The sequence below is a fragment of the Lactobacillus sp. ESL0684 genome (assembly GCF_029392675.1).
Lineage (GTDB): Bacteria > Bacillota > Bacilli > Lactobacillales > Lactobacillaceae > Lactobacillus.
This window is the reverse complement of the sequence record NZ_CP113941.1, coordinates 926,890-949,447: the sequence shown is the minus strand read 5'-3', so window position 1 is coordinate 949,447 and position 22,558 is coordinate 926,890. Positions and strand designations below refer to the sequence as shown.

Annotated in this window: 16 protein-coding genes and 1 other RNA gene; 4 read left to right on the top strand and 13 right to left on the bottom strand. The window is 36.6% G+C overall.

The features are described 5' to 3' along the window. Positions 1-126: 126 nt before the first annotated feature. The 6 genes from OZX56_RS04425 to OZX56_RS04400 form a co-directional block, all read right to left on the bottom strand. Positions 127-465: an acyltransferase gene (locus tag OZX56_RS04425; protein WP_277139049.1), complete on the bottom strand. Its 339-nt coding sequence runs from the start codon at positions 463-465 to the stop codon at positions 127-129. A 13-nt stretch (positions 466-478) separates the two neighbouring features. Continuing rightward, complete coding sequence (locus OZX56_RS04420; protein ID WP_277139048.1) at positions 479-1,696, bottom strand: metallophosphoesterase; 1,218 nt, start codon at positions 1,694-1,696, stop codon at positions 479-481. Next, complete coding sequence (locus OZX56_RS04415; protein WP_277139047.1) at positions 1,693-2,817, bottom strand: class I SAM-dependent RNA methyltransferase; 1,125 nt, start codon at positions 2,815-2,817, stop codon at positions 1,693-1,695. The genes OZX56_RS04420 and OZX56_RS04415 overlap by 4 nt, the downstream gene beginning before the upstream one ends. A gap of 68 nt (positions 2,818-2,885) precedes the next feature. After that, an RNA gene (gene rnpB, locus OZX56_RS04410) (RNase P RNA component class B) lies at positions 2,886-3,256 on the bottom strand. Between the two features lie 26 nt (positions 3,257-3,282). Then, complete coding sequence (locus OZX56_RS04405) at positions 3,283-3,732, bottom strand: DivIVA domain-containing protein (RefSeq protein ID WP_277139046.1); 450 nt, start codon at positions 3,730-3,732, stop codon at positions 3,283-3,285. Positions 3,733-3,821: 89 nt separating this feature from the next. Further along, positions 3,822-4,391 (bottom strand): DUF1273 domain-containing protein, encoded by a 570-nt coding sequence (locus OZX56_RS04400; protein WP_277139044.1) that lies wholly within the window; start codon positions 4,389-4,391, stop codon positions 3,822-3,824. Between the two features lie 69 nt (positions 4,392-4,460). Between OZX56_RS04400 and recU the strand changes: the two genes are divergently transcribed. Continuing rightward, a complete protein-coding gene (gene recU / locus OZX56_RS04395) occupies positions 4,461-5,090 on the top strand; it encodes a Holliday junction resolvase RecU (RefSeq protein WP_277126447.1) in 630 nt (209 codons plus the stop codon). After that, on the top strand, positions 5,080-7,449 hold the full coding sequence (locus OZX56_RS04390; RefSeq protein ID WP_277140330.1) for a transglycosylase domain-containing protein: 2,370 nt from the start codon (positions 5,080-5,082) through the stop codon (positions 7,447-7,449). Before recU ends, OZX56_RS04390 begins: the two co-directional genes overlap by 11 nt. A 54-nt stretch (positions 7,450-7,503) precedes the next feature. Here OZX56_RS04390 and nth read toward each other — a convergent pair whose 3' ends face one another. The 7 genes from nth to OZX56_RS04355 all read right to left on the bottom strand — a co-directional run bounded on the left by nth (position 7,504) and on the right by OZX56_RS04355 (position 20,579). Further along, positions 7,504-8,136 (bottom strand): endonuclease III, encoded by a 633-nt coding sequence (nth, locus tag OZX56_RS04385; protein ID WP_277140329.1) that lies wholly within the window; start codon positions 8,134-8,136, stop codon positions 7,504-7,506. Then, positions 8,136-8,777: a DnaD domain protein gene (locus OZX56_RS04380; RefSeq protein ID WP_277140328.1), complete on the bottom strand. Its 642-nt coding sequence runs from the start codon at positions 8,775-8,777 to the stop codon at positions 8,136-8,138. Before OZX56_RS04380 ends, nth begins: the two co-directional genes overlap by 1 nt. Positions 8,778-8,848: 71 nt before the next feature. Next, on the bottom strand, positions 8,849-10,147 hold the full coding sequence (asnS, locus tag OZX56_RS04375; protein WP_277126451.1) for an asparagine--tRNA ligase: 1,299 nt from the start codon (positions 10,145-10,147) through the stop codon (positions 8,849-8,851). Positions 10,148-10,213: 66 nt separating this feature from the next. Beyond that, complete coding sequence (locus OZX56_RS04370) at positions 10,214-10,696, bottom strand: hypothetical protein (RefSeq protein WP_277140327.1); 483 nt, start codon at positions 10,694-10,696, stop codon at positions 10,214-10,216. Beyond that, the gene (locus OZX56_RS04365) at positions 10,689-13,475 is read right to left on the bottom strand and encodes a helicase C-terminal domain-containing protein (protein ID WP_277140326.1); all 2,787 of its coding nucleotides are present in this window, start codon (positions 13,473-13,475) and stop codon (positions 10,689-10,691) included. Before OZX56_RS04365 ends, OZX56_RS04370 begins: the two co-directional genes overlap by 8 nt. A 23-nt stretch (positions 13,476-13,498) precedes the next feature. Further along, positions 13,499-17,107, bottom strand: a complete 3,609-nt coding sequence (gene addA / locus OZX56_RS04360; RefSeq protein ID WP_277140325.1) for a helicase-exonuclease AddAB subunit AddA — start codon at positions 17,105-17,107, stop codon at positions 13,499-13,501. Between the two features lies 1 nt (position 17,108). Beyond that, entirely contained in the window at positions 17,109-20,579 is a 3,471-nt protein-coding gene (locus OZX56_RS04355) for a PD-(D/E)XK nuclease family protein (RefSeq protein WP_277140324.1), read from the bottom strand. 73 nt (positions 20,580-20,652) lie between these two features. Here OZX56_RS04355 and mvk point away from each other — a divergent pair, with 73 nt between their 5' ends. Then, positions 20,653-21,561, top strand: a complete 909-nt coding sequence (gene mvk, locus OZX56_RS04350) for a mevalonate kinase (RefSeq protein ID WP_277140323.1) — start codon at positions 20,653-20,655, stop codon at positions 21,559-21,561. Continuing rightward, positions 21,561-22,523: a diphosphomevalonate decarboxylase gene (gene mvaD / locus OZX56_RS04345; RefSeq protein WP_277140322.1), complete on the top strand. Its 963-nt coding sequence runs from the start codon at positions 21,561-21,563 to the stop codon at positions 22,521-22,523. The genes mvk and mvaD overlap by 1 nt, the downstream gene beginning before the upstream one ends. Positions 22,524-22,558 lie beyond the last annotated feature (35 nt).

Below are 22,558 nucleotides of genomic sequence, written 5' to 3'. Positions count from 1 at the left end.
CTTCATTTTAGAATTTAGGTCCCACCTTTGTCATAGATTAGTTCCATTATAACAAACTTTGCCAAAGAATTAACGCAATCAAAATAAAAAACGAATGGTTGAAACCATTCGTCTAATACACAGAGCCTACTCCGGCTTATTAAAACGCAATAAGTAATAATTTTCTAAATCAGATAATTTAAATTGATAAAATTCTAATACAAACCAGCTACGAATTAATTTTGGCTGACTTGTAATAGTAGATTTGCTTTTAAAAGGAAGCTTAAAATAAGAATTATCCCAATATGACGTAAAATAGGTGTATAGCAAAAGCAAAATAAAAATCAGACCTAAAATTGCAGCAATTATAAAGGTCATTCTAGTTGCTTCATAAACCAAAATCAGACTAATAAATAGCATAACGAGTAACCAGCTAAAGTAAATCAGGCCTACTCGTCCCAAAATAATAAAATGCTTTTTGTTCAATTTAGTATCCCTTTTAATAAATAATCTTAGCAATTAAATTACTATGGTCACTAGTATCAAATAATGATTTCAAATATTTATTCAGCTGCGGCTTTTGTTGGATCAAAGTTTGATATTCGGTTGAAGTAGTCAACTTTTTGAGCTCAGCTGAACTAATATGGTTATGACCCGTAAAATAATTATAATTTATCTCCAAAAAAGTTTGTTTAATTTGTCTTTCTAGTGGAGATAATGGACCTTGTTCACTGGAATTACCAGCAAGATTTTTTAATTGAATATTTTTTAAATATTCATGAAAGTTTGCTACAGTTTGATTTTGCAATTCAGCTTCAGTCAAATATGGAGTCATATCAAAGATTTTTCGTTGATACAGTAAACCTTGATCATCGAGCTTTACGACACCATATGCTTGATCGTAAGAGCAAAAACTTGAGGTTACAACTTCAATAGTCGGCGTTTTTTCAACCGGGCCAATAATATTTTGGGCATGAATATGACCAGAAAATGCTATCTTAATTTGATACTTTTCGCATAGCTGCCTAAGTTGCGCTGCATTATTTAACACAAAACCTTGATTAACAGCAGGATTGTGAACGTATAAATTGTGATGCATGAATAATAATGGTCGCAAATCATGTTCTTGTGCATAATCTAACTGCTTTCTTAGCCAAATAATTTGCTCTTCGCTAATACTACCTTCTGTGATTGGTGCTTTAACACTATCTTTTTGACCATAAATATTAGAGTCAAGCATCAGTAACAAGTATTGCGGATTAAGCTGAACGCTGTATGCCAAGGAATTTTGATCCTGACTAAAAGCACATGCGTAAGATTGCTTAAAAATTTCTCGCCAATCATAAGGACTGATCTGCTTAGTAAAAAGTTGCTTTTCCCCTTTAAATCCGCGAGCCCAACCATCAAAAATATCATGATTACCAGGTAAAACTAAAACTTTAGTCTGCGTTAATTTACTAAAGATTTCCTGAAATTTTTGAGCCGAAATGAGTTCACCGTTAAATGTCAAATCACCAGTTACGATAATGGCTGCTGGCTTTTTTTCTTGTGCCATTTTACAAAAAGCAGTTAAGGCAATTTCTTGATATACTAAGTCTTTGCCCTGACTAGTCTGCTGCATACGCTTAAATGCAGCACCATTATCATGGAGCTGATCCGCAATTAAATGAGTATCAGTCAGAATCCAAAATTCTGACTTTAAATTATTTGTAATCATTTTTTATTAGCCCAATACTGATAAAAGTCAACACGCAAATTACCATTAAATAATTTACGCTTTTTAGTAGCACGCTTGCCAAATTCTTTTTCAAAATCTGGATCTCCAACTAAATAATATTGACTAAAGTCAGGATACTTTTGAAAAACTGTTCCCATTTGGTGATAAAGCTCAGCTACACTTTCTTTATCCTTTAAGCGTTTACCATATGGAGGATTAGCAATAATTACACCGTTTTTCAAATCAGTCGTGAAGTCTTTAACAGCAACTTGTTTAAAATCAATATCCTGCAATACACCAGCATTATTAGCATTTAATTTGGCGATTTCTAAGATTGACTGATCAATATCACTAGCTAAAATTGGTGATTCAAGCGCCTTTTCTTTACTTTTGGCTTCTGCTAATGCTACGTCGTGTAATTTGGGATCAAACCAGTCAAACCCATCAAAGGCAAATTTACGCCAAGTACCAGGTGCAATATTTTTAGCAATTAGCGCGGCTTCGATTGCTAAAGTACCAGAACCTGTCATTGGGTCAATCAGAGGATGGCTACCATCATAAGGGGTTAATTTTAGCAAACTAGCCGCAAAATTTTCTTTGAGTGGCGCTCCACCGTGTTCAATTCGATAGCCACGCTTAAATAAACTTGCACCAGTGGTATCAAGGGAAATTCGAGCAGTATCCTTGTACAAGTGAACATCAAGCGGATATTCATTACCGCTTTCGGGCAAAAAACCCCGACGATGATATTGCTGTGCCATCTTATTAACAATCGCCTTTTTTACAATTGATTGAATCCCAGGTTCAGAGTGAAGCTTTGATCTAACGGAACGTCCTTGAACTGGAAACTTAGCATCTACTGGTAACAAGGCAGCCCAATCGAGTTCGTAGACTTCATTATATAGTGTATCAAAGTCTGTTGCTTTAAACTCTTTGAGTAAAATTTTAACTCGATCGGCGGTTCTAAGCCATAAGTTAGTTTTGACGATATCTGTTTGCCCGCCTTGAAAAAACACTCGTCCGTTTTCAGTTCGTGTTTCATAACCTAAAGTATTTAGTTCCTTGGCAACTACGCTTTCAAATCCAGCACCCATTGTGGTATAAAGTTGATATTGCTTCATAATTTAGCTCTTTTCATTTTTAAAAAAGCGTTGAGCCCTTTGAAAAGCTCAACGCTGCCTGTGTAAATTTTTATAAGCCACGTTCTGTTCCAGCAGCCTTGGCCAAGCCGCTTTCAGCAGCCATCTATCTTTACTTTTAATTAAAAAGTAATCCAACCTTTAGTTCAATTCCCTAGGTTGAGACGCCCCTACCAAATTTGGGTTGCACACTCGCAGGGTTTACCTCGTTCCACCAGTAATGTTTCCATCACTGCTCCGTCACTGTGGCACTTTTCAGGATAATCGTGCATATCGTTGAATAGACTTAGCACTTTTTCCGCCGTAATTTAACATTCTTTAGCTTGTTGGGCTAAATACGATCACTACAAGCATCGCAGCTTGTGTGTGCGTGGACTTTCCTCAGTTCAGCAAATTTGCCAAACAGCGACTACTCAAAATTAACACCGATACATATTATAGCAAAATTTACTGTTTTTGTAACCCTGAAACTAATTGTTCTAAATTATAGACTTTGCGCTCAAGAGTCGAAATTCGCTGAATAATAGCCATATTAGTTGACCTTTCAGTCTGTGGCTCTTGCTTACTATTAGCAGAGGCAAAGTTTGAAGAACTGTTCCTACTGGTTGGAATATACGTCCTTACATCTTCGGACTGGTTAAGTCGTTGTCTACTTGATTGATCCTGATTTTTTTGCTGCAAGTCTTGAGTCTTTCTTTGGTCAGTCATCAATTCGCCTTGTAGTTTCCCAATTTGACCATAAAGATCTTCAATAATCTGTTCAAAAGTATCATAATCAGCAATTATTTGATCCAAAAAAGCATCAACTTCATCTGGATCAATGCCCTTTACTTTGGTTTTAAATTGCTTTTTGAGAATATCTTGTGTTGATAAACTAATATCATTTAAATCCGCCATTACGCTGCAACTCCTTTATTTTTCCTCTCTATTTTAACAAAAACTGCAATTGCTTAAAACCTAAAAGTTAACTTTAGACAAACTTTAAGTTATTCATTAAAATTGTTTTCTGATTGTTCAGCTTGATATTCTTCAGCAGCATCTTGTAAATCATAAAAATCGATTAATTCAAGCGGATATTGCTTGGTTTCCTGGTACTTTTTGATTAAACTATAATCAAATTTAGGCTTGCCTTCTTGTTCTGGGTCATAAATCATTAGGGCTCGATCAGTATGAAGCAACATAAAGTTTTGATAATTCCGCAATTGAACTGAATTTTGATAAGGCTGACTAGAAGTGCTAGCAAAAAAATCAACTTGCTGCTGCAGTTGTAAGAGCTTAGCCTGATTACTTTCATTCCAACGTTTAGCAAAGTCTTCGTACGGAGTAATAATTGAAACTCTCAATGGATATTGCTTACGCAACTGCAAGGCAACCTCGCAACTCCATTGCTCGATACCTAAATTAGCACCGGTAATTACCCAATCAAGTTGTCCACATTCAAGTAAATTAACCATCTGCTTTTTTAATACAGCTTTAATTACTGCTATCTTGGGATCTTTGTCACCAAAAGTATTTAATTCGTAATTACGATAACCCGTGACCCACAGTCGTTGCATAATAAAACAGCTAGCTCCTTATTCAAAAACTTTTTCTTTATTGTTATAATGCTAGCAGGAGTGAAGATAATGGTCAAATATCCTAGCGGCTTTTCAGCAGCTTTTCATGATTCTAAGATAGCAAAAACTAACTTAAGAAGTCAGCACCGCAAAAATAGTAATTTTTCTGATCGCGGGATGACTTTGGAACAGATGATTAATGAGTCCAATCAATATTATCGGACAAAAGAAATCGCAATTGTTCATAAAAAACCGACTCCAATCCAAATAGTTAAAGTCGACTATCCTAAGCGTTCACGAGCAGTAATTAAAGAAGCATACTTTCGTCAAGAGTCTACAACAGATTATAATGGCGTTTATCAAGGTTATTATTTGGACTTTGAAGCCAAAGAAACTAAAAACAAAACTAATTTTCCGTTGAAAAATTTTCATGAACACCAAGTTGTTCATTTGGATCAATGTTTAAAACAACGTGGAATTTGCTTTACTATTATTGGTTTTACCTCCTTAAAGAGGTATTTTGTGACACCAGCCGATTTTATTATTAAGGCTTGGTGGACTAAAAATAAGAGTTCAGTAACTTTAGCAGAAGTTGTGCAACAATCAGTTGAAATTAAAACAGGATTTCAGCCTACGCTACCGTACCTAATTGCGGTCGATCATTTTATTGCAGATAGGAAATCAAACAATGACAAGTAATGATAATAATTCAAATAATCAACGGCAATCACGTAAAGAATACCGTCAAAAGCAGCCTAAACCACTATGGCGTAGAATTTTGAAATGGTTTTTTCTAGCCGTTTTATTATTAGTAATTTCTGGAGTAGGTCTTTTTGCCTATTATGCTAAAGATGCGCCTAATATTAGTCAGGCACAGCTAGAAAGCGGTGGTTCTTCCGGACTTTATACGACTGATGGCAAGTTTTTATTATCTTTAGGTTCTGAAAAAAGAATTTATGTTAAGGATGATCCGCAATTACGCTTATTAAAAGATGCGATTGTTTCTGTTGAAGATAAGCGATTTTATCAAGATAAGTTAGGTGTTGATCCTATTAGAATCGTCAGTTCGATGCTGACTAATGCTAAGAACAAGGATATTTCTGCCGGAGGATCAACTATTACTCAACAATTGGTCAAGTTAACCGTTTTTTCAACTAAAGACTCCCAACGTACTTTGCGGCGTAAAGCTCAAGAAGCATGGTTAGCCATGCGCGTTCAGCGAGAATATTCTCACGACCAAATATTAGAATTTTATATCAATAAGGTCTATATGAATTATGGCAATTACGGTATTGGCACTGCCGCAAACTACTATTATGGTAAGAAAATCGGGCAGCTTGACTTAGCTCAAACAGCACTCTTAGCAGGAATGCCGAATCGCCCCACTGCCTACAATCCATATACTTATCCTAAATACGCTAAATATCGGCGTAACATAGTCTTAAAAGCCATGCTTGATAATAAAAAAATCACTCAAAAGCAATATGACCAAGCCAGAAAGCAAAGTATTAAAAAAGGGCTAAAGTATCATAGCCAAAAGGCGCAATCTGATTTACGCAAAATTGATGATCCATACATTAAAGAAACGGTTGCCGAAGTTCAGGAAAAAGGCTTTGATCCATATCGTGACAATTTAAAAATTACGGTTAATATCAACCAAGCTGCTCAAAACAAACTGCATGATTTAGCCAATAATGGACAGGTTCCTTTTACCAGTGACAAAATGCAAATTGGGGCAACTGTTGTCGATCCAAGTAATGGCCATGTGATTGCAATTTTAGGTGGACGCAAACTCCCCTCGTCTGTTCAGTTAGGGCTTAACCGTGCCGTACAAACTAGTCGTTCGACAGGATCTTCGATCAAGCCAGTGCTAGATTATGGTCCAGCAATTCAATATCTGAATTGGTCAACTGCCAAGACTTTAGATGATAGTAAGTACCACTATCCTGGTACTAATGTGCAACTCTATGACTGGGATAACAAGTATGACGGTCTAATGACCATGCGTCATGCATTAGAACAATCCCGTAACGTGCCAGCCGTCAAGACATTACAAGAAGTCGGTATTAAAAAAGCATCTAAATTTGCTCGTAACCTAGGAATTGATGTACCTAAACATTCTGGTCTATCTGTTGCAATTGGAGCCAATGCTTCTAGTACTCAAATGGCTGGTGCATTTAGTGCTTTTGCAGCAATGGGAGTTTATCATAAGCCACAATTTGTGTCTAAAATTGAAACACCTGATGGCTTAACCCGAAATTATGATTCAGCAGGTGTTCGAGTAATGAAAAAGTCGACTGCCTATATGATTACCGACATGCTTAAAGGAGTTATTAAGACTGGCTCTGGAACTAGTGCTAAAATACCTGGTCTGCACCAAGCGGGCAAAACTGGCTCAGTTAAATATTCAGATCAAGATCTTGCTCGTTATCCAGGATATGCTTCAACACCCAAGGATTCTTGGTTTGTAGGTTACACGCAAAGCTACTCAATGGGGGTTTGGACTGGTTATGATAATCTCAAGGATGGAACCATCTCTGGTATTGGTCAGCAATCTGCGCAATTAATTTATAAAAGCATGATGACATATTTAATGCAAAACAAAGAAAATACTGATTGGGAGAAACCTGACTCAGTTATTAGGGCACGTATCGTTAAGAACTCTAATCCGCCTGAAGTTTCTAACACTGGTCAATGGCAATTATTTGTTCGTGGTCATGCACCGGCTGGTATAGTAGATGATACTGGCTATGACGAAGACGATGAGGAAGTTAATTCTAATAACACTACCTCGACGACTAACACGCAAGCCAATTATGCTAATAATCGTAATAATGCTGGACAAGATGGTTCAAACTCACAAGCAAGTCATAATCAACGCCATTCTGACCAACATAATGATAATGATGATCATCGCGATCAAAACCAATCTTCTGATCAACAGCATTCTAATTCTGGTAACAATTCACGTCCTAATTCAAATTCAACTAATCAGAATAATAATCGACCCGAATCTAATAATACCAATAACGAAAATAATACTCATGATCATCATTAAACATAACAAAAAAACGGCAACATCAAAGTTGTCGTTTTTTTGTTTTCCCATAAATTAATTTTCTCTTTTTAAATAAGTGTAAGGATCATTTTTATCTCGAGCAGTCATTGAATATCTCCCAAATAAAATCAGTGCGTGATGGGTATGAATCCACTCGTCCTCTGGCAGAATTTGTTCTAATCGATGTTCAATCTCAAATGGTTTAGCATCCTGCGGTACAATCTTAAATCGTTTAGCAATTCGTGAGACATGTGTATCAACTGCAATAGCTGGTATACCAAAACCATCTGCTAAGACCACATTAGCAGTCTTAACTCCAACTCCAGGTAAAGTCACCAAAATTTGTTTATCTTTTGGAACCTGGCTATCATATTGATCGACTAATATTTGCGCCGTTGCTTTTAGGTGCTTGGCTTTAGAACGATAAAGTCCGATTTGCGCAATGTGATTTTCAATTTCTGCTATTGACGCTTCAGCCAACTTTTGAGGGTTAGGATAATCCTTAATAAATTTCGGCATGACACGATTGACCATCTTATCGGTTGTCTGTGCACTCATCAGAACCGCACAGAGCAAATGAAAATTATTATCCCAAATTAACTCACTTTGCGCATCAGGATACATCTGATTAATCGTTCGCAACACTTTGCGTGCTGTAGTTGTGCTTAATAATTTTTCTTCAGTCATTAGCGATTCCTTTGTAAAAACTTCTCGACTTCTGCGCTGGTTTTCAAATTATGTCTTTGCCAGTTGAGCAAAACTCGATCAACATACTTTAGACTATATGCTTGAGCTAAAACTGCCTCTCTTAACGCTAGCTTGATAATTTCTGGTTGATAATGGTCTTCATTTAACCAAGAAGCAATCTCTTGGCGCTCTAACGGGCTAAGATAGCGACCAAACTCAATTTCAAATTGTCTTGCTAATTGAGTTTGTGGACTATTGTCAATCTCTGCAGCTTCATTTGTTGCTGCAGTAGGTTCAGAGCGGCGATTAACATTTTTAGCTAAATAATCGTCTAGTTTCAAGTACAACGGGTTCAGGTTATACCGATTTCCAATGCGACCCTGGCTATCAGTAATTTGATCAATCGTTAAGTATTTTTGGTCAATTAATTTTTGTAACAAGCCGGTCACTTCTGCTGGTGATAAATTAGTATTGGCAGCTAACTTCTCATCAGCTGGGAAATTGTCTCCACGTTGACTAAATGCTTCTAATTGGATGATTAAAATTAATTCTGCATCACTAATATTTAGTTGTGAATAATACGCAATTAACCCATTTTGTAAGGTAGTAAAACCTAAAGTGCGAAAGTCGTTATAATGCAATCTAATTTTCTCCTTTAAAAAAGTTGAACTAATCTCTTAGTTCAACTTTTGTTTTATTCTTTGATTAAAATCTATGGCTCAATCCGATTAATTGTTCTTGGAAATGGAATAGCTTCTCTTACATGATCCAATTTACAGATCCAAGCAATAACACGTTCAAAGCCCATTCCAAAGCCTGAATGTGGTACGCTACCATACTTACGTAAATCTAAATACCAGCTATAATCTTTTTCATTTAAGCCAGCTTCTGCTAATTGAGCACATAAAGTGTCATAATCACTTTCGCGCTCAGAGCCACCCATAATTTCGCCATAACCTTCAGGTGCTAAAACATCTGCACATAAATATTCTTCTGGTTTATCAGGGTTCTTCTTCATGTAAAACGGCTTAATTGCAGTTGGATAATTAACAATGAAAAATGGTCGATCAAATTGTTCAGAAATATAAGCTTCATCAGGCGACCCAAAATCATCGCCCCATTTAAAGTCACGACCAGCATCTTGCAACATTTTAACAGCATCATCATAGGATAAACGGGTGTAATTTCCTTGTGCTGCTGGAGCTAACTTATCAATGTCACGACCCAAAATTCCTAGTTCATATTCACAATTTTCAATAACTTGCTTAACAACATATGAAAGAAATCTTTCTTGTAAGTCTAATGACTCATCTTGGTGCATCCAGGCCATTTCAGGCTCCATCATCCAAAATTCAGTCAAATGACGTCTAGTCTTAGACTCTTCTGCTCTAAAGGTTGGACCAAAAGTGAAAATTTTACCAAATGCTTCTGCACCAACTTCACCGTATAATTGACCAGATTGAGACAAATAAGCGTCACCACCAAAATACTCAGTATGGAATAATTCAGTGGTTCCTTCTGGTGCCGAATGCATGAAAATTGGAGCATCAAACTTAATAAAGCCTTCGTTTTCAAAGAAATCAACCGTAGCCTTATAAATAGCATTACGGATACGCATAATGGCAAATGGTCGCTTACCACGTAGCCACAAATGCCGATGATCTAATAAGAAATCAACTCCGTGTTCTTTATTACCAATCGGATAGTCTTCATTATTGGTAATAATCTTCAAGTCGGTGATTTGAATCTCATAACCAAAATGAGATCGCTCGTCTTGGTGAATTGTCCCCTTAATATAAAAACTAGCCTCTTGATGCAATGACTTAGCTGCTGCAAAAACCTCTTCACTAACATCATTTTTACGCATTACTCCTTGGAAAAAGGCCGTCCCATCACGTAATTGCAAAAAGACAATTTTTCCACTTGAGCGTTTATCTGTTAACCAAACATGCATTTCGACTTCTTGATCAACATATTTAGCACTATCTTTAATTGAAATTAATTCTGTCATAAACTTTTATTCCACTTTCCTTATTGTATCAAGTTAATGATACCAAAATTTTAGCGAGTTGGCGACTTAAGATATTAAACTACCATTTTTAAATTCATATAATTGATAACGATAGCTACCAGTTTTACTTTTGGCGGTAACTTCCCAAACTGCTCTGTTCTTGTACCATCCTAAGTTAATTTGAGTAATCTGATTATCAGGCTTTTTTGCCTGATAAGCTCGTTTGATTTTGGTTTCACTTACCCCTTCAGTAGCTGCAAGCAGATAGCCTTTTTTAGAACCTGGTAAATAAACAAAATAATAAGTTTGATGCTTTTTCCCTATTCCCTTAACGGCATAGCTATTAACTCCCCTGTCTAAATGATAATAGTCATGGACTTCTTTTATAGGGGTTTTTTTAAGAGCAATTTGGGAAGTTGCGTGATTATTATTTGCTTCAGGTTGCCCAGCTTTATAAAAAATTAGTACTGCTACCACATAGGCTAGCACCAAAAATACTATCAACCAAGCACAGAATTTAATTGTTTGTCTTGTATCATCTTTAATCATAATTGTCTAACTTACCTTTTAATTTTTGTAAACTAATTTTTTGAGTTCTAACTGGAATGGCATTTAAAAACTGCTTACCATAATCACGTTGCCAAATTCGTGAATCTAAAATCAAAAATTGGCCATGATCCTTTTCGCCGCGAATTAGCCGACCAATTCCTTGCTTAAATCTAATTAGTGCTCGTGGCATCGTATCTACTTTGAAGACGTTCAATCCACGATCTGCTAACTGTTTTTGCCGCAGTTTTACTTCAGGCTGATCAGGAGAAGCAAACGGTAATTTGGCAGCTATGACCAAGTCAATACTACATTGATGAAAATCAATGCCTTCCCAAAAACTATCTGCTCCAATAATAATTGCCTTATTGGCAATTGCAAATCTTTTGGCAATTCGATTATTTGAACCTGAAATTCCCTGAGCTAAAATTTCAAAGTCACGCAATTCCGGACTATTCAAAATAGCGCTAAAAATATCCTTAATTTTCGATAAATTAGTCATTAGAACCAAAACACGACTCTTTTTACTTAAGTCATGCTCTAAAATTTGGACTAAAGCTTCATCATACTCACTGCTAGCAAAATCAGGCATATCACTAACTGCTAAAACCTCTAAATGCTGCTGCAAATTAAAGGTACTGTGACCCAGATACTTTTGTGGATGTAACTCGCTTAATGCTAATTGCTTGATTTCAAAATTAAAGTCATGATTGCTAGTTAAGGTTGCACTTACAAATAATAAATGGTCAAAGTGGTCATAAATATTAGTTAACTCTGTTGAAGCATCCAATGCAAGCCAATTTAAATTAACACTTAAAGCGTCTTGCGGATTAGTTAACGAAACAATAAAGCCCTCACTCTCAAGCTGAGAATCGTTATTTAATAAGTCAGCTAATTGATAACCTTTTTCCGCATAAAAATCTAGGCGATCAATTTGGTCAGTAATTTCACTTAGTAGCGCATCACGATCATTACTTGAATTATCACTTTCTCGATATAATTTAAATAAAATCTGATTAGTTTGTTGTCTAACTTGTTCTAACTTTCGTTGAAACTCACTAAGTTTAGCTATAAAATTTTGCTTTTGAGCAAATAAAACTGGACCTTGAAAACTTAACAGCAGATGACCATTAGCCAAAAGATTTTTGTTAATTGCCTGACCTCTTTTTGCATACAGCATCTTTTGTAAGGAATTAATTATCTCAATTAATGCTAAAATTTTAGGATCTAGTTGTTTTAATAAAAATTGTAGTTGTCGATCACTTGCATATTGATTGAGGACACTATCATCAGCGTAATATAGTAAATTGCGTAAATGACTCAGCACACCCCATAGCGATTCAAATTGAAATGAATCATTACGAGAAGTAATTACATTATCCAGCAAGCGATGAGCCTCATCAATTACCAGATAAGGATTTTGACCCCAAATCGAATCATGGTAGTTATTTGCCAAGTAGGCATGATTCGTAACTAAAATGTCAGCTTGCTCTTGGCGCTCACGTGCTAAGTTCCAAAAATCAACCTTGGCAAAGTTACTACCTACACGTGCATCCCCTGGATGAGCAATTTGACTAAATAATGGAGCTCGATAATTAGTTAATTGTAACTCGTCTAAATCTCCCGTCTTAGTTTCAGTTAGCCAAACCAAAATCCTCATTTGTAAGATTAAAGTTAATTTGTTACTACTTCCTTGATACAAACTCTGATAAAAACCGTCTAAATCTAAATAGTGACTACTTGACTTAACGACTTCAGCTGTTAAATCAAGCCCCGTTACGGCTAATAGTTGGGGAATCTCTTGAGTAACAATTTGTGTTTGCAAAACTTCAGTTGGCGTTGCAATCACCAACTTACGACTAGAATACAAATTATAGGCATAAGCAAACAGGTAAGAAAAAGTCTTACCCGTACCATTAGGTGCCTCAACTAGTAGACCTCGTTGTGTCGGATCTGTTACAAAACGTCTTATGCGATTAATTAAATCCACTTGCGGTTGACGGTAGTTTAATTTATTGCCAAACAGTTTGCGTTTATCCTGATCGCTTTCCGGAAAAGTTCTATTTTCACTTGGTTTATCAGCTGCTAAAGATAACCGTTGCTTTTGTAAAACCAGATTACGTACCTGCATCTGTTGCTTAGCAAGTGGGCGCTTTTGCTTACGAGAATCTTCAGCAATGGTAGTAAAGATCCAAGAAGTATCACGAATCAGTTCATGTGACAGCGAACTAAGGGTATTTAAAGTCGCCTGAGGCAATTCTGATAAGCGATGGATAATCTTAATTAGCAAAATTGCAGTGCCATATGCGTCAGAGTCTGCTTTATGTGGATTCAGATGCTTAATCTGCAACTGCGCAGTTAGATCACTTAACTTGTATGATGGTAAAGTCGGAAAAGCGATTTTGGCCAGTTCAACCGTATCAATTGCCCGATTAGTTAATTCCGCTAAACCATGCTCAACTAATTCATAATTTAAAAAGGGTAAATCAAAATTAACATTATGAGCTACAAAAATGGTTCCCTGCAAAATTTTACGAATTTTAGGTCCATAATAGGAAAAGTCTTTTTGTATGGCAACATCTTCATTGTGAATATGAGTTAAATTTTGAATTGCTAGTGGAATTTCACGATGAGGGTTAATCATAAAAGAGTAAGTCTTTACTACCTTGAGATTTTTAACAATTGCACAGCCAAATTGAATAATATGATTATCAGCTTCTCGTTGTGTACCAGTAGTTTCTAAATCAACCACAGCAAAAGTTTCATTTGTAAATGAGGTCATCTTTCTGCCTCCCTTTATATTTTCTATTTAACTTCTACCACTTTCTTGGCGTCAAGTAAAATCAAGTATTTATGGGTGACTTTTGCTTGCGCAAAAGAATTAAGTGCACGTTCGTATAACCGTAATTGACCAGCATATTTTTGTTTGAGTTGTTCAATTACTTGTGGTAGGTTTTGTTGATTGATGTGATCGGTCTTGTAGTCAAATAGGATAATACCATTATCACCGATAAAATAACCATCAATTGTTCCGTGAACTAAAATCTTGGCACTTGGATCACTAAAGTTAGCAAATAAGCTATTAGCCGGCAGTAAACTGGCAAAGTCAACTTCTCGTTTTAGTTTATCAGGAAACTGCCAAAATGGCTTAGCAAAATCGCTATGCACAAACCAGCTAATCTGGTCTTGCTGCAAAGATGACACAATTTGCGGATTAAGTTTCTGCTCAGCCACTAAAGTTTGAATTTCATTGGCAAGTTGCTGCTCATCTCCAACGCCACGATAATCATAGTATTGCAAAATTAGATGAGTTGCCGTGCCGATCTCAGCCCCCGTAAATTTAGTTGCATATAAAAAATTCGGTTTAGTTTCAATTGGCTGCAAATAACGATTATTAGATGGTACATAGTGCGCGTTGGCAAGATCCGTCTCAATTGGATCATTGAAAGCACGCTTAATTTCAGACACAGCCTGATAGGCAGTCGTTTGAGTCGCGTCTTTAAAAGGATAGGAAAAATCATATAATGCTTTAGTTGTCTGATTCAGTAATTTAGTCTTAGGTATTGGCTGCGGAATTATTGCTGAATTTGGACTAGCTTGTTGTTTATTTTCATATCTGATAAATAGTAGCGACTCACTGCGATCTAAGCCGTTAGTTATCTCAGATAGTTGGGTATTATCTATAGTAGCTTTGTCCCACAAAATTGAACCAACTAGATCAAGTGGATTTTTGGCAGCCAACTTATCAGTCAAAGACAAACTTTCTTGATTTTGCCAAACAGAAACCTTTTTAGCATAGTCTTTAATATCAGCTACTAGAATTAATTTTTGTTTGGCCCTGGTAAAACCAACGTATAAAATTCGCGCTTCTTCTTCCAGCAACTGCTTTTGCTGCTCAAAATTAACAGCAACTTTAACTAGCGAATCAGCTCGATATTGCGGACACCGGATAGTAAGTCCAACTGCATCACGTCCAAGATTATAGTTTCCTTGTAAATCGTTTTTTTGAAAATTGTGTTGTAATCCTAGATAAAAGACAATCGGAAACTCGAGCCCTTTCGAGCCATGAACGGTCATTAATCTAACCGCATCTCCAGCTTCCTTGGTTAAAAGTGGCTGCGCTAAATCTTTCTGACTGCGACGCATCCGCTCAATAAAGTTGATAAATGAATATAGCCCTTTAAAACCAGCACTTTCGTAAGAAGTTGCTCGTTCATACAATGATTCAAGATTAACCCGACGCTGCTCACCATTAGGCAAAGCAGTCATGATTTCTAATAGGTTAGTTTGCTCATAAATACTCCAAATTAATTCTGAAATTCGGTGATTAGTTGCAAATTGTCTCAGCTGCTCCAATTGATTTAAGAGGGACTTAACTCGCTGGCTCAGTTCATCGCTAACGACAACGTAAGCTGTCAAGGCATTATAAAAACTCGTATTTTTACTATGAATTCTAATCTTAGCAAAATCTGGTTCTTTAAAATTAAAGATCGGCGAACGCAAAACTGTTACCAATGGAATATCCTGATCTGGATTATCAATAATTTTCAGGTAATTCATGATTAATGTTAACTCAAACGTCTGAAAATAATTTTTGGCATCAGTCACAAAGATCGGAATATCATTTTCATTAAAAGCCTGCATAATCTTTAAATTATTACTACGGCTTCTAGTTAAAATGGCAATATCGCTATATTTAAATGGGCGAAGCTCAGGCTTTTCACCATTGGTATCATAAACTTGAAAGTGCTCACGCTTTAGTTGCTTAATTCGTTCAATTACCATCGTAATTTCAGTCGGATCAGTTTCTTCGCCGTCTTCGTCACTACGCTTGTCACTATTATCAGAATAAAGAATTTCACTGGCACTAGGCAAATTGTCAGGATAATATCGTGCACCAAAGATCAAATTGCCCTCTTTTGCATAATCGATTCCACCAAAATCACTACTTAATACCTGACTGAAAACTTGATTGACTAGTTTAATCACTGGTTTGGTAGACCGAAAATTATCTGCCAATAAAATCTGCTCCTGATCATGATTTTCTGTTTTTGCAGTCTCATGATATTTTTCCAAAAACAAACTTGGTTCAGCTTGACGAAACCCGTAAATTGATTGTTTAACATCCCCTACCATAAACAAATTATTCTGGCCAGTTTGTTTAATAAGCTGTAATAGTTTTTCCTGCAAGGGATTAATATCTTGATATTCATCGACCAGAATTTCTTTAAATTTATGCTGATAAAATTCACGGGCCATTTGGGATGCTGATGTCTGCTTACTCAAAATTTGATATGCTAGTTGCTCCATATCGCTGTAGTCTAATAAATTTTCCGATCGCTTTAATTGATTGAAACGATCAATTAAAGCAAGTTCAGCTTGGACAATTGCGCTCATAATCTGCTCACCGTTGGCTAGCAAAGTTACTTGATCACTTTGATCTGTAGCATAAAATGATGAAAATAGCTTAAAAATCACATTTTTGGCTTCTTTTTTTAAAGCTTGACATTCTTGATAACTGGCTTGTAAATCTTCATCCCATTTTGCTGATTTTCTATAACTACCTGTGAATACACAACTACGCAATAGACTACGCTGTTTATCGTAATCATCATCTTGCTTTACAGCTTGATAGAAGTTTTTTAAATTAGTCGCAAATAAGTTGAAACTCTCATTGACCTTACTTAACTCCTTAGTTGTCAATTGACTAGTACCTAATATCTGTTCAATCTTAGTTGCTAGATTTTCAACCATGGTAATTATTTGTGTCTTGATATTATGCTGCCATAAATTAGACGGTATTATTTCACTTATCTGGTATTGTTTTGGTAACTGCTTTAACCATTGCTGATAATCCGGCTTAGTTAGCGCCACATTATATAAGTCTAACAATAAATCTTGAGCAGTTTGATCATCACGGTCACCGGCAAAATTATCATAAAAAGCAATAAAGTCTGGATCAGCTTCGTCTAAATATTCGCCTTCAATTTCATGCAGAGCACGTTCTCTGAGTAAAGCAGCCTGAGTTTCGTCAGTCAAAACGCTGAAACTAGGATCAAGATCAATCACGTAATAAAACCGGTGAATCACATCTAAGCAAAAAGCATCAATTGTTGAGATATTAGCCGTATCAACTTGATTTAATTGTTTATGCAAATATCGTTTTTGCTCAGGGCCAGTGGCAAAAGCTAGACTTTGCTCTAAGCCTTGTTTAATCCGACTCTTCATTTCTTGGGCAGCAGCCTTAGTAAAAGTAACAATTAATAGTTGTTCAATATCTGTGCCAGCCAGCACTTCTGTTAGTACTCTCTTAGTTAATACCGAAGTTTTACCACTACCAGCTGAAGCTGAAACTAGAATATCAAGATTACGGTCATCAATTGCCTGCTGTTGCTTTTTAGTATATTTAGGCATTTTAGTCACTCTCCCCTAATTCTTCGCGGATCTTAGCAAGTAACGTTTTCTTGTCTAGCCTATCAATTTGGTGATACTGATTACCAAGCATTTTATCAAAAAAGAAAATTTCCCGATAATCCGAATATGTTAATGCATTATTATTTTCACCTACTTGATAAGGGTTGAGTTTAATTTTTCCCGTTAAGATTTGGCTAGCTGCAGCCTTAATTAACTCCTCATCATATTTAAGCAGGAGTTCGATTTCTTCGCGCGAGAAAGCAGTATCTTTAGGTAGTCTAAAACTACCATTCTTGTTGGCGGCAATACCCTTATATAAATCTGAAGAATTACCCGTTTGAGATAATAATGGTTCAGCCTGCAGCAATAGTTCTGGATCATTGTTAATTATCCCAGTATATTTCAGATTTTCTTTGCCTACTAGTTTGTCCTGCTTAAGTTCAAGACTAGGAGTAATCAGATTATCACTATTTAAGCGGTCAACTTTCCTAGTTACAGTTTGGTAAAAAGCTCCAAGTAAAGACAGTGGCTTATCTCCCACAAAAAAGTCTTGATTTTGTGCTAGAACATCGAGATAGGAAATCATCTGCAAGGAAATTCCTTGGTAAAATAATCCTAAATCAAACTTTTTCGCCGATGACTTATAATCAATTACCTGTGCTAAAAAAGCATTCTTATCAGCCAGTGGTGCTAAATCAACGCGATCCATCTTGCCTCGCAAATTAACTTGATGCTGACCGACAACATTGGGTACATTAAAGCTAAGTCCTGTAACCCTTTCTCCTAAACCAAAGCTAAGCTCTGAATAGTTGGCTCTAAGCGGCGTTTTTTGAAGCGCCTTACGCCAGCCAGTTGCTACATTACTGGTTGTTCTGTCCAAGCATTTAAATAAATACTGATTAAATGGATCATGGGCTAATTGTTGATACTTGGCTTCGTTTTTGATTTTTGTCCGCACTAATTCCAGTAACTGCTGTAACTCTAGCTCACCAATATCTGCCAAATCAAGTTTTTGCCGTTCCAATTCCTTAACTAAACGATCAAAAGTTTCATGAAAATAATTTCCAGCTTGAATTACATCAAATTCATTTTCAAAACGCTTATGTAGGTGTAAACCATAATTCAAAAAGTATTCATAAGAATTTTCATAAAAAGTTTCCAGTTGTGATACTGAAGCATTCAGGTCTGTACCATATAACTTAGTAGCTAACTCTGGACCTATATCCGTAGGCTGATTGTCAAATTGACTCGCTGTTAGAACCATTTCAGTTCTTTGAGGTTGATACAGTGCAGTTAAGTCAATCAAGGCTGCTGCATCAGCATCTGTAGCATGTTCTTGCTTAAAATAGGTTAAATAACCTAGGCTAGCTTGCGGATTAGTAATAAATGCAGCTAGATCTTGTTTACTCTGTGGCAAGCTATGCTGCTTAAACTCTGCTGGCGCTACATTCTCCAACCGTTCATAATAAACCGATGGTGTAAGTTCTTCATTAGCGGCATTAATAACTGGATATGACAAATAAACACGATCTTGCGCTAATGCCAATGAAATACCAAATTGATAATCTTGATCTAAGTTGTTTAGCTGTTGCTGATCTTCTATATAAGCATCTTCACTAAATGCTCCACTTAACTTGGCGAGATTTTCCTTATTTAAAAAGCCAGGATTATTTTGAATTGCTGGTAAATTGTTGCTAGTAGCACCAATAATGAATACCTGCTTATACCCGCTAGTCTGGATCATCCCCATCTCAGAAAGATTAACAGCGTCTAAAGTCGACGGTATTTGTGAAAAAGTTGCTTCTTTAAAGCCATTAGTCAAGACATAGAAAAAACTTTCCGTAACAAAATTGTCTGGATTGATTAACAAATAATCTTGCAATAATTTAATTAGTAAGTCCCAAACTTGCTCAGGTTGCGCGGCTTGTTGCAAGTCACCCTGCTCTTGAGCATCAGCCCGCCATTTTTCTAGCCTCTTTGCGACACCGTTTTGGGTTAAAAAATTAAAGAAAATGGTAATGGCCTTTTGACTGTCAGTTTGCTTTTGCAAATCAGCCAACAAAGTCGAAATTTGCTTAACAAAATATTGTTTAAGTTGCTCAAGCTTAGCAACTTCACTAGGATTTTTATCAAGTGTAGTTACTTCTGCTTTAACGTATTCGGTAAAGTCACGTTTCCATAACCCATGATTGATTCCGTGAGCTAATACAAAATTTTCCAGTTCATCAACATCATGCACATATTCTTCTTCAGTTTGGTATGTCTCAGGGATTAGTAAGCGAGTTTTCATAATAGCTAGTAAATTTTGGGTCTGCAAAGGTTTGGTCAATAACTGCGCGATGTTTTCAATCAAAACTACTAGTGGATGATACTTCATCTCTTGTTGTAAGTCATTAAAAAACGGAATTTCATTTTGCCGTAATATTGGAGTTAAGTACGTTTCATATTCCTGTAGATTAGGTGCCAAGACCAAAAAATCACGATAACGATAATTACTCAAAGCCACCTGCTGATAAATCGTATGTGCTACAAAATAAGCCTCAGCATAACGTGAATCTGCTCTAACTAATTGCACCTGTTTCAAGGTTTCAGGCTTAGTGATACTTTGCGTCCAATAAGCATTTAAGAGTTCACGTTCACTCTGTTTAGGTGCAATCGGTGTTTTTTCAACTTGATAGTCAAGCTGGCGTTCCTGCATAAAGTGAGTCAATTGACTAATCGTTTTTTGGATAACATAGTCATAGTTACCAGGTTCGGCTTGAGAATTAAGCTCGCCAACCTTAGTTTTAAACGCTAAGGTGACACTACCAGCATGCATTAATAATAATTTAATCGTTAAACATTCTTGCAAGGAAAAGTGAGAAAAATCAGTAAAATAAAAATCAGTTTGCGCAAGATCTTTTTTTTGAGCTAAGAATTCGTTTAACTGTAATTGCAATTCATTTTTTGTAGCAAATTTATCTGCAATTTCTAAGTTAAAGGCGTCATAAATAATTTTTAAATCCGCAATTTTATTTTTGGTTTCTAAGTCTAAATCATCATTCTCAATCTCATCCAAGTCGAGATTACCAGATTGTACCTGCAAGATCGTATTATATAGTTGTTTCACTAATCCGGAATTGACACTAACGTTTTTAAATAAATGTAGCTGCGAGCGATTTTGTTCAATAATTTTTGCGATTAGCATCGCCGCCGCGGCATCATCAAGTTGAGTAGGAATTGCGTGATCCTTTAAAAAGTACCAAGCTAATCTGGAAAACGATAAAACCTGCAAATTTTTAACTGACTGCTCAGTTTGATTTTGACTTACTGCTAGCTTATTTATCGCGTTAACTTCTGTGGTAAACTTAATATGATTAGGAACAATAATAAAAGTTTCATGTTCTGGCTGGCGTTGATAGTTTTCAACTGCTAGTTGCAGAATTTTTTCTTGTAAGGCATCCGTTTGGCGGCCAACGAGCATCTTGATCATTTGTTTTTCTCCTTAGCTATTATTTTAGCATAGGAGTAGTAGTTTTTTTCTAACATTAAGGATCTTAAATAAAATGAAATGTAGTTATTCAGCACATGGCAAAGTCATTCTGATTGGTGAGCATTCCGTAGTCTATGGCTATAACGCCTTAGCGCTGCCAATCACCTCACTACAAATTACAGCCACCGTTGAACCTAGCAAACAAGTTTGGTTATCAACTGGGAAATATCAGGGGCCATTTTTTGCTGCACCAGATGAATATAATGGCCTAAAGTTTGTGGTTAAAACGCTGCTAGCAAAGGCTATCAAGGAACCACCAGTCAAGATTACTTATACCGGAGAGATCCCGATTGAACGGGGATTGGGTTCCAGTGCAACAGTAGCCTTAGCCACTACGAAAGCTCTAGGAGAATATTTGACACTTAATTTAACTGAGTCAGACGTGATGGCTATCACCAACCAAGCAGAAATGATTAATCACGGCAAAGCCTCAGGTATTGACGCTGCTACCGTTAATTCTGATTTGCCAATCTTTTTTAATCCGCAAACTGGAGCGCATTCCCTGCCAGCTAAACTTAAGGCTACATTGTTAATTATGGATACAGGTGAACTGGGGAATACTAAACAAGCAGTAACCCAAGTACGTCAGCAGACTAACAAGTCCCAAACAGCTCAAGATAATATAAAGCTATTAGGACAATTAACAGATGTTGCCAAAGTCGCTTGGCTTAGACAGGACCAAACTAAGTTAGGGCAAGTCTTTAATGAGGCTCAGGCTATTTTGCATTCTTTTAATTTATCAACCAAAAAAATCGACAATCTAAATACCATTGCGCTAAATTCTCAAGCATTAGGCTTTAAACTATCTGGCAGTGGACTTGGAGGCATCGTGATTGCTCTCTGCCCAAATTCCGCAATTGCCCAAACAATCGCCTTAAAGAGTCAAGGCTTAATTACCAATTATTGGATCGAGGAAATTTAATGACTAAAACGATTCGTGCTCATACTAATATCGCGCTCATCAAGTATTGGGGTAAAGCTGATAGCCAATTACGATTACCATTAATGTCTAGCTTATCAATGACTTTAGATAAGTTTTATACTGATACGCAGATTACCAATAGTTCTACTACCAACGAGTTCTATCTTAACGGCAGCAAACAAACCGGTAACAGTGCTCAGCGTGTCTTTACCTACATAAAAAAATTACAAGCAAAATTCGGCGTTAGCGGAAATTTAATAGTTAAATCCACCAATCACGTTCCTACTGCGGCTGGTTTAGCCTCTTCTAGTTCCGCATTCGCGGCATTGGCCGGAGCTTTTTGTGAGCATTACCACATTAAAGTCAGTCAAACAGAACTATCACGGCTTGCACGGCTTGGCTCTGGATCTGCTAGTCGCTCAATTTTTGGTGGTTTTGCGATTTGGCAAAAAGGTACAACCGATGAGTCGTCTTACGCTTATGCCCTAACCGAAAAACCGAAAATGGATTTACAGTTGCTAGCAATTGAACTCAACCAATTGCCTAAAGACTTGCCATCAACTGCCGGAATGCAGCAAGCTCAGACGTCACCTTTTTTTAAGCCGTGGCTTGCTCGTAATGAAGCAGAACTAAATACGATGATCAACGCGATTAAAGCCAATGATTTTTCTAGCTTAGGTCAACAAGCAGAATTGAATGCAATGGAAATGCACGCCATTAATCTATCTGCCAATCCTGGTTTTACCTATTTTGAACCCAATACTCTGCGTGCAATTAAGCTAGTTCAACAATTGCGTAATTCGGGCATTGAATGTTACTGCACAATTGATGCTGGACCTAACGTAAAAGTGCTCTGTCAATTAAGAAATGTAAAAGAAATTACATCCCGGTTTATGTCTGAATTCCAGAATGTTAAGATAATACATGCGAGTTTTGGCACTGGTATTTCGTGCCTCAACTAATCAATATCGTTAAATTGGATTAGGAGATTAAATTC

Excerpts from the sequence above, each read along its gene's own strand:
- addA (WP_277140325.1), bottom strand. The coding sequence starts at position 17,107 with ATGCCTAAATATACTAAAAAGCAACAGCAGGCAATTGATGACCGTAAT.
- OZX56_RS04415 (WP_277139047.1), bottom strand. The coding sequence starts at position 2,817 with ATGAAGCAATATCAACTTTATACCACAATGGGTGCTGGATTTGAAAGC.
- OZX56_RS04390 (WP_277140330.1), top strand. The coding sequence starts at position 5,080 with ATGACAAGTAATGATAATAATTCAAATAATCAACGGCAATCACGTAAA.
- OZX56_RS04420 (WP_277139048.1), bottom strand. The coding sequence starts at position 1,696 with ATGATTACAAATAATTTAAAGTCAGAATTTTGGATTCTGACTGATACT.
- mvaD (WP_277140322.1), top strand. The coding sequence starts at position 21,561 with ATGACTAAAACGATTCGTGCTCATACTAATATCGCGCTCATCAAGTAT.
- asnS (WP_277126451.1), bottom strand. The coding sequence starts at position 10,147 with ATGACAGAATTAATTTCAATTAAAGATAGTGCTAAATATGTTGATCAA.
- recU (WP_277126447.1), top strand. The coding sequence starts at position 4,461 with ATGGTCAAATATCCTAGCGGCTTTTCAGCAGCTTTTCATGATTCTAAG.
- OZX56_RS04370 (WP_277140327.1), bottom strand. The coding sequence starts at position 10,696 with ATGATTAAAGATGATACAAGACAAACAATTAAATTCTGTGCTTGGTTG.
- OZX56_RS04365 (WP_277140326.1), bottom strand. The coding sequence starts at position 13,475 with ATGACCTCATTTACAAATGAAACTTTTGCTGTGGTTGATTTAGAAACT.
- nth (WP_277140329.1), bottom strand. The coding sequence starts at position 8,136 with ATGACTGAAGAAAAATTATTAAGCACAACTACAGCACGCAAAGTGTTG.
- mvk (WP_277140323.1), top strand. The coding sequence starts at position 20,653 with ATGAAATGTAGTTATTCAGCACATGGCAAAGTCATTCTGATTGGTGAG.
- OZX56_RS04355 (WP_277140324.1), bottom strand. The coding sequence starts at position 20,579 with ATGATCAAGATGCTCGTTGGCCGCCAAACGGATGCCTTACAAGAAAAA.
- OZX56_RS04405 (WP_277139046.1), bottom strand. The coding sequence starts at position 3,732 with ATGGCGGATTTAAATGATATTAGTTTATCAACACAAGATATTCTCAAA.
- OZX56_RS04400 (WP_277139044.1), bottom strand. The coding sequence starts at position 4,391 with ATGCAACGACTGTGGGTCACGGGTTATCGTAATTACGAATTAAATACT.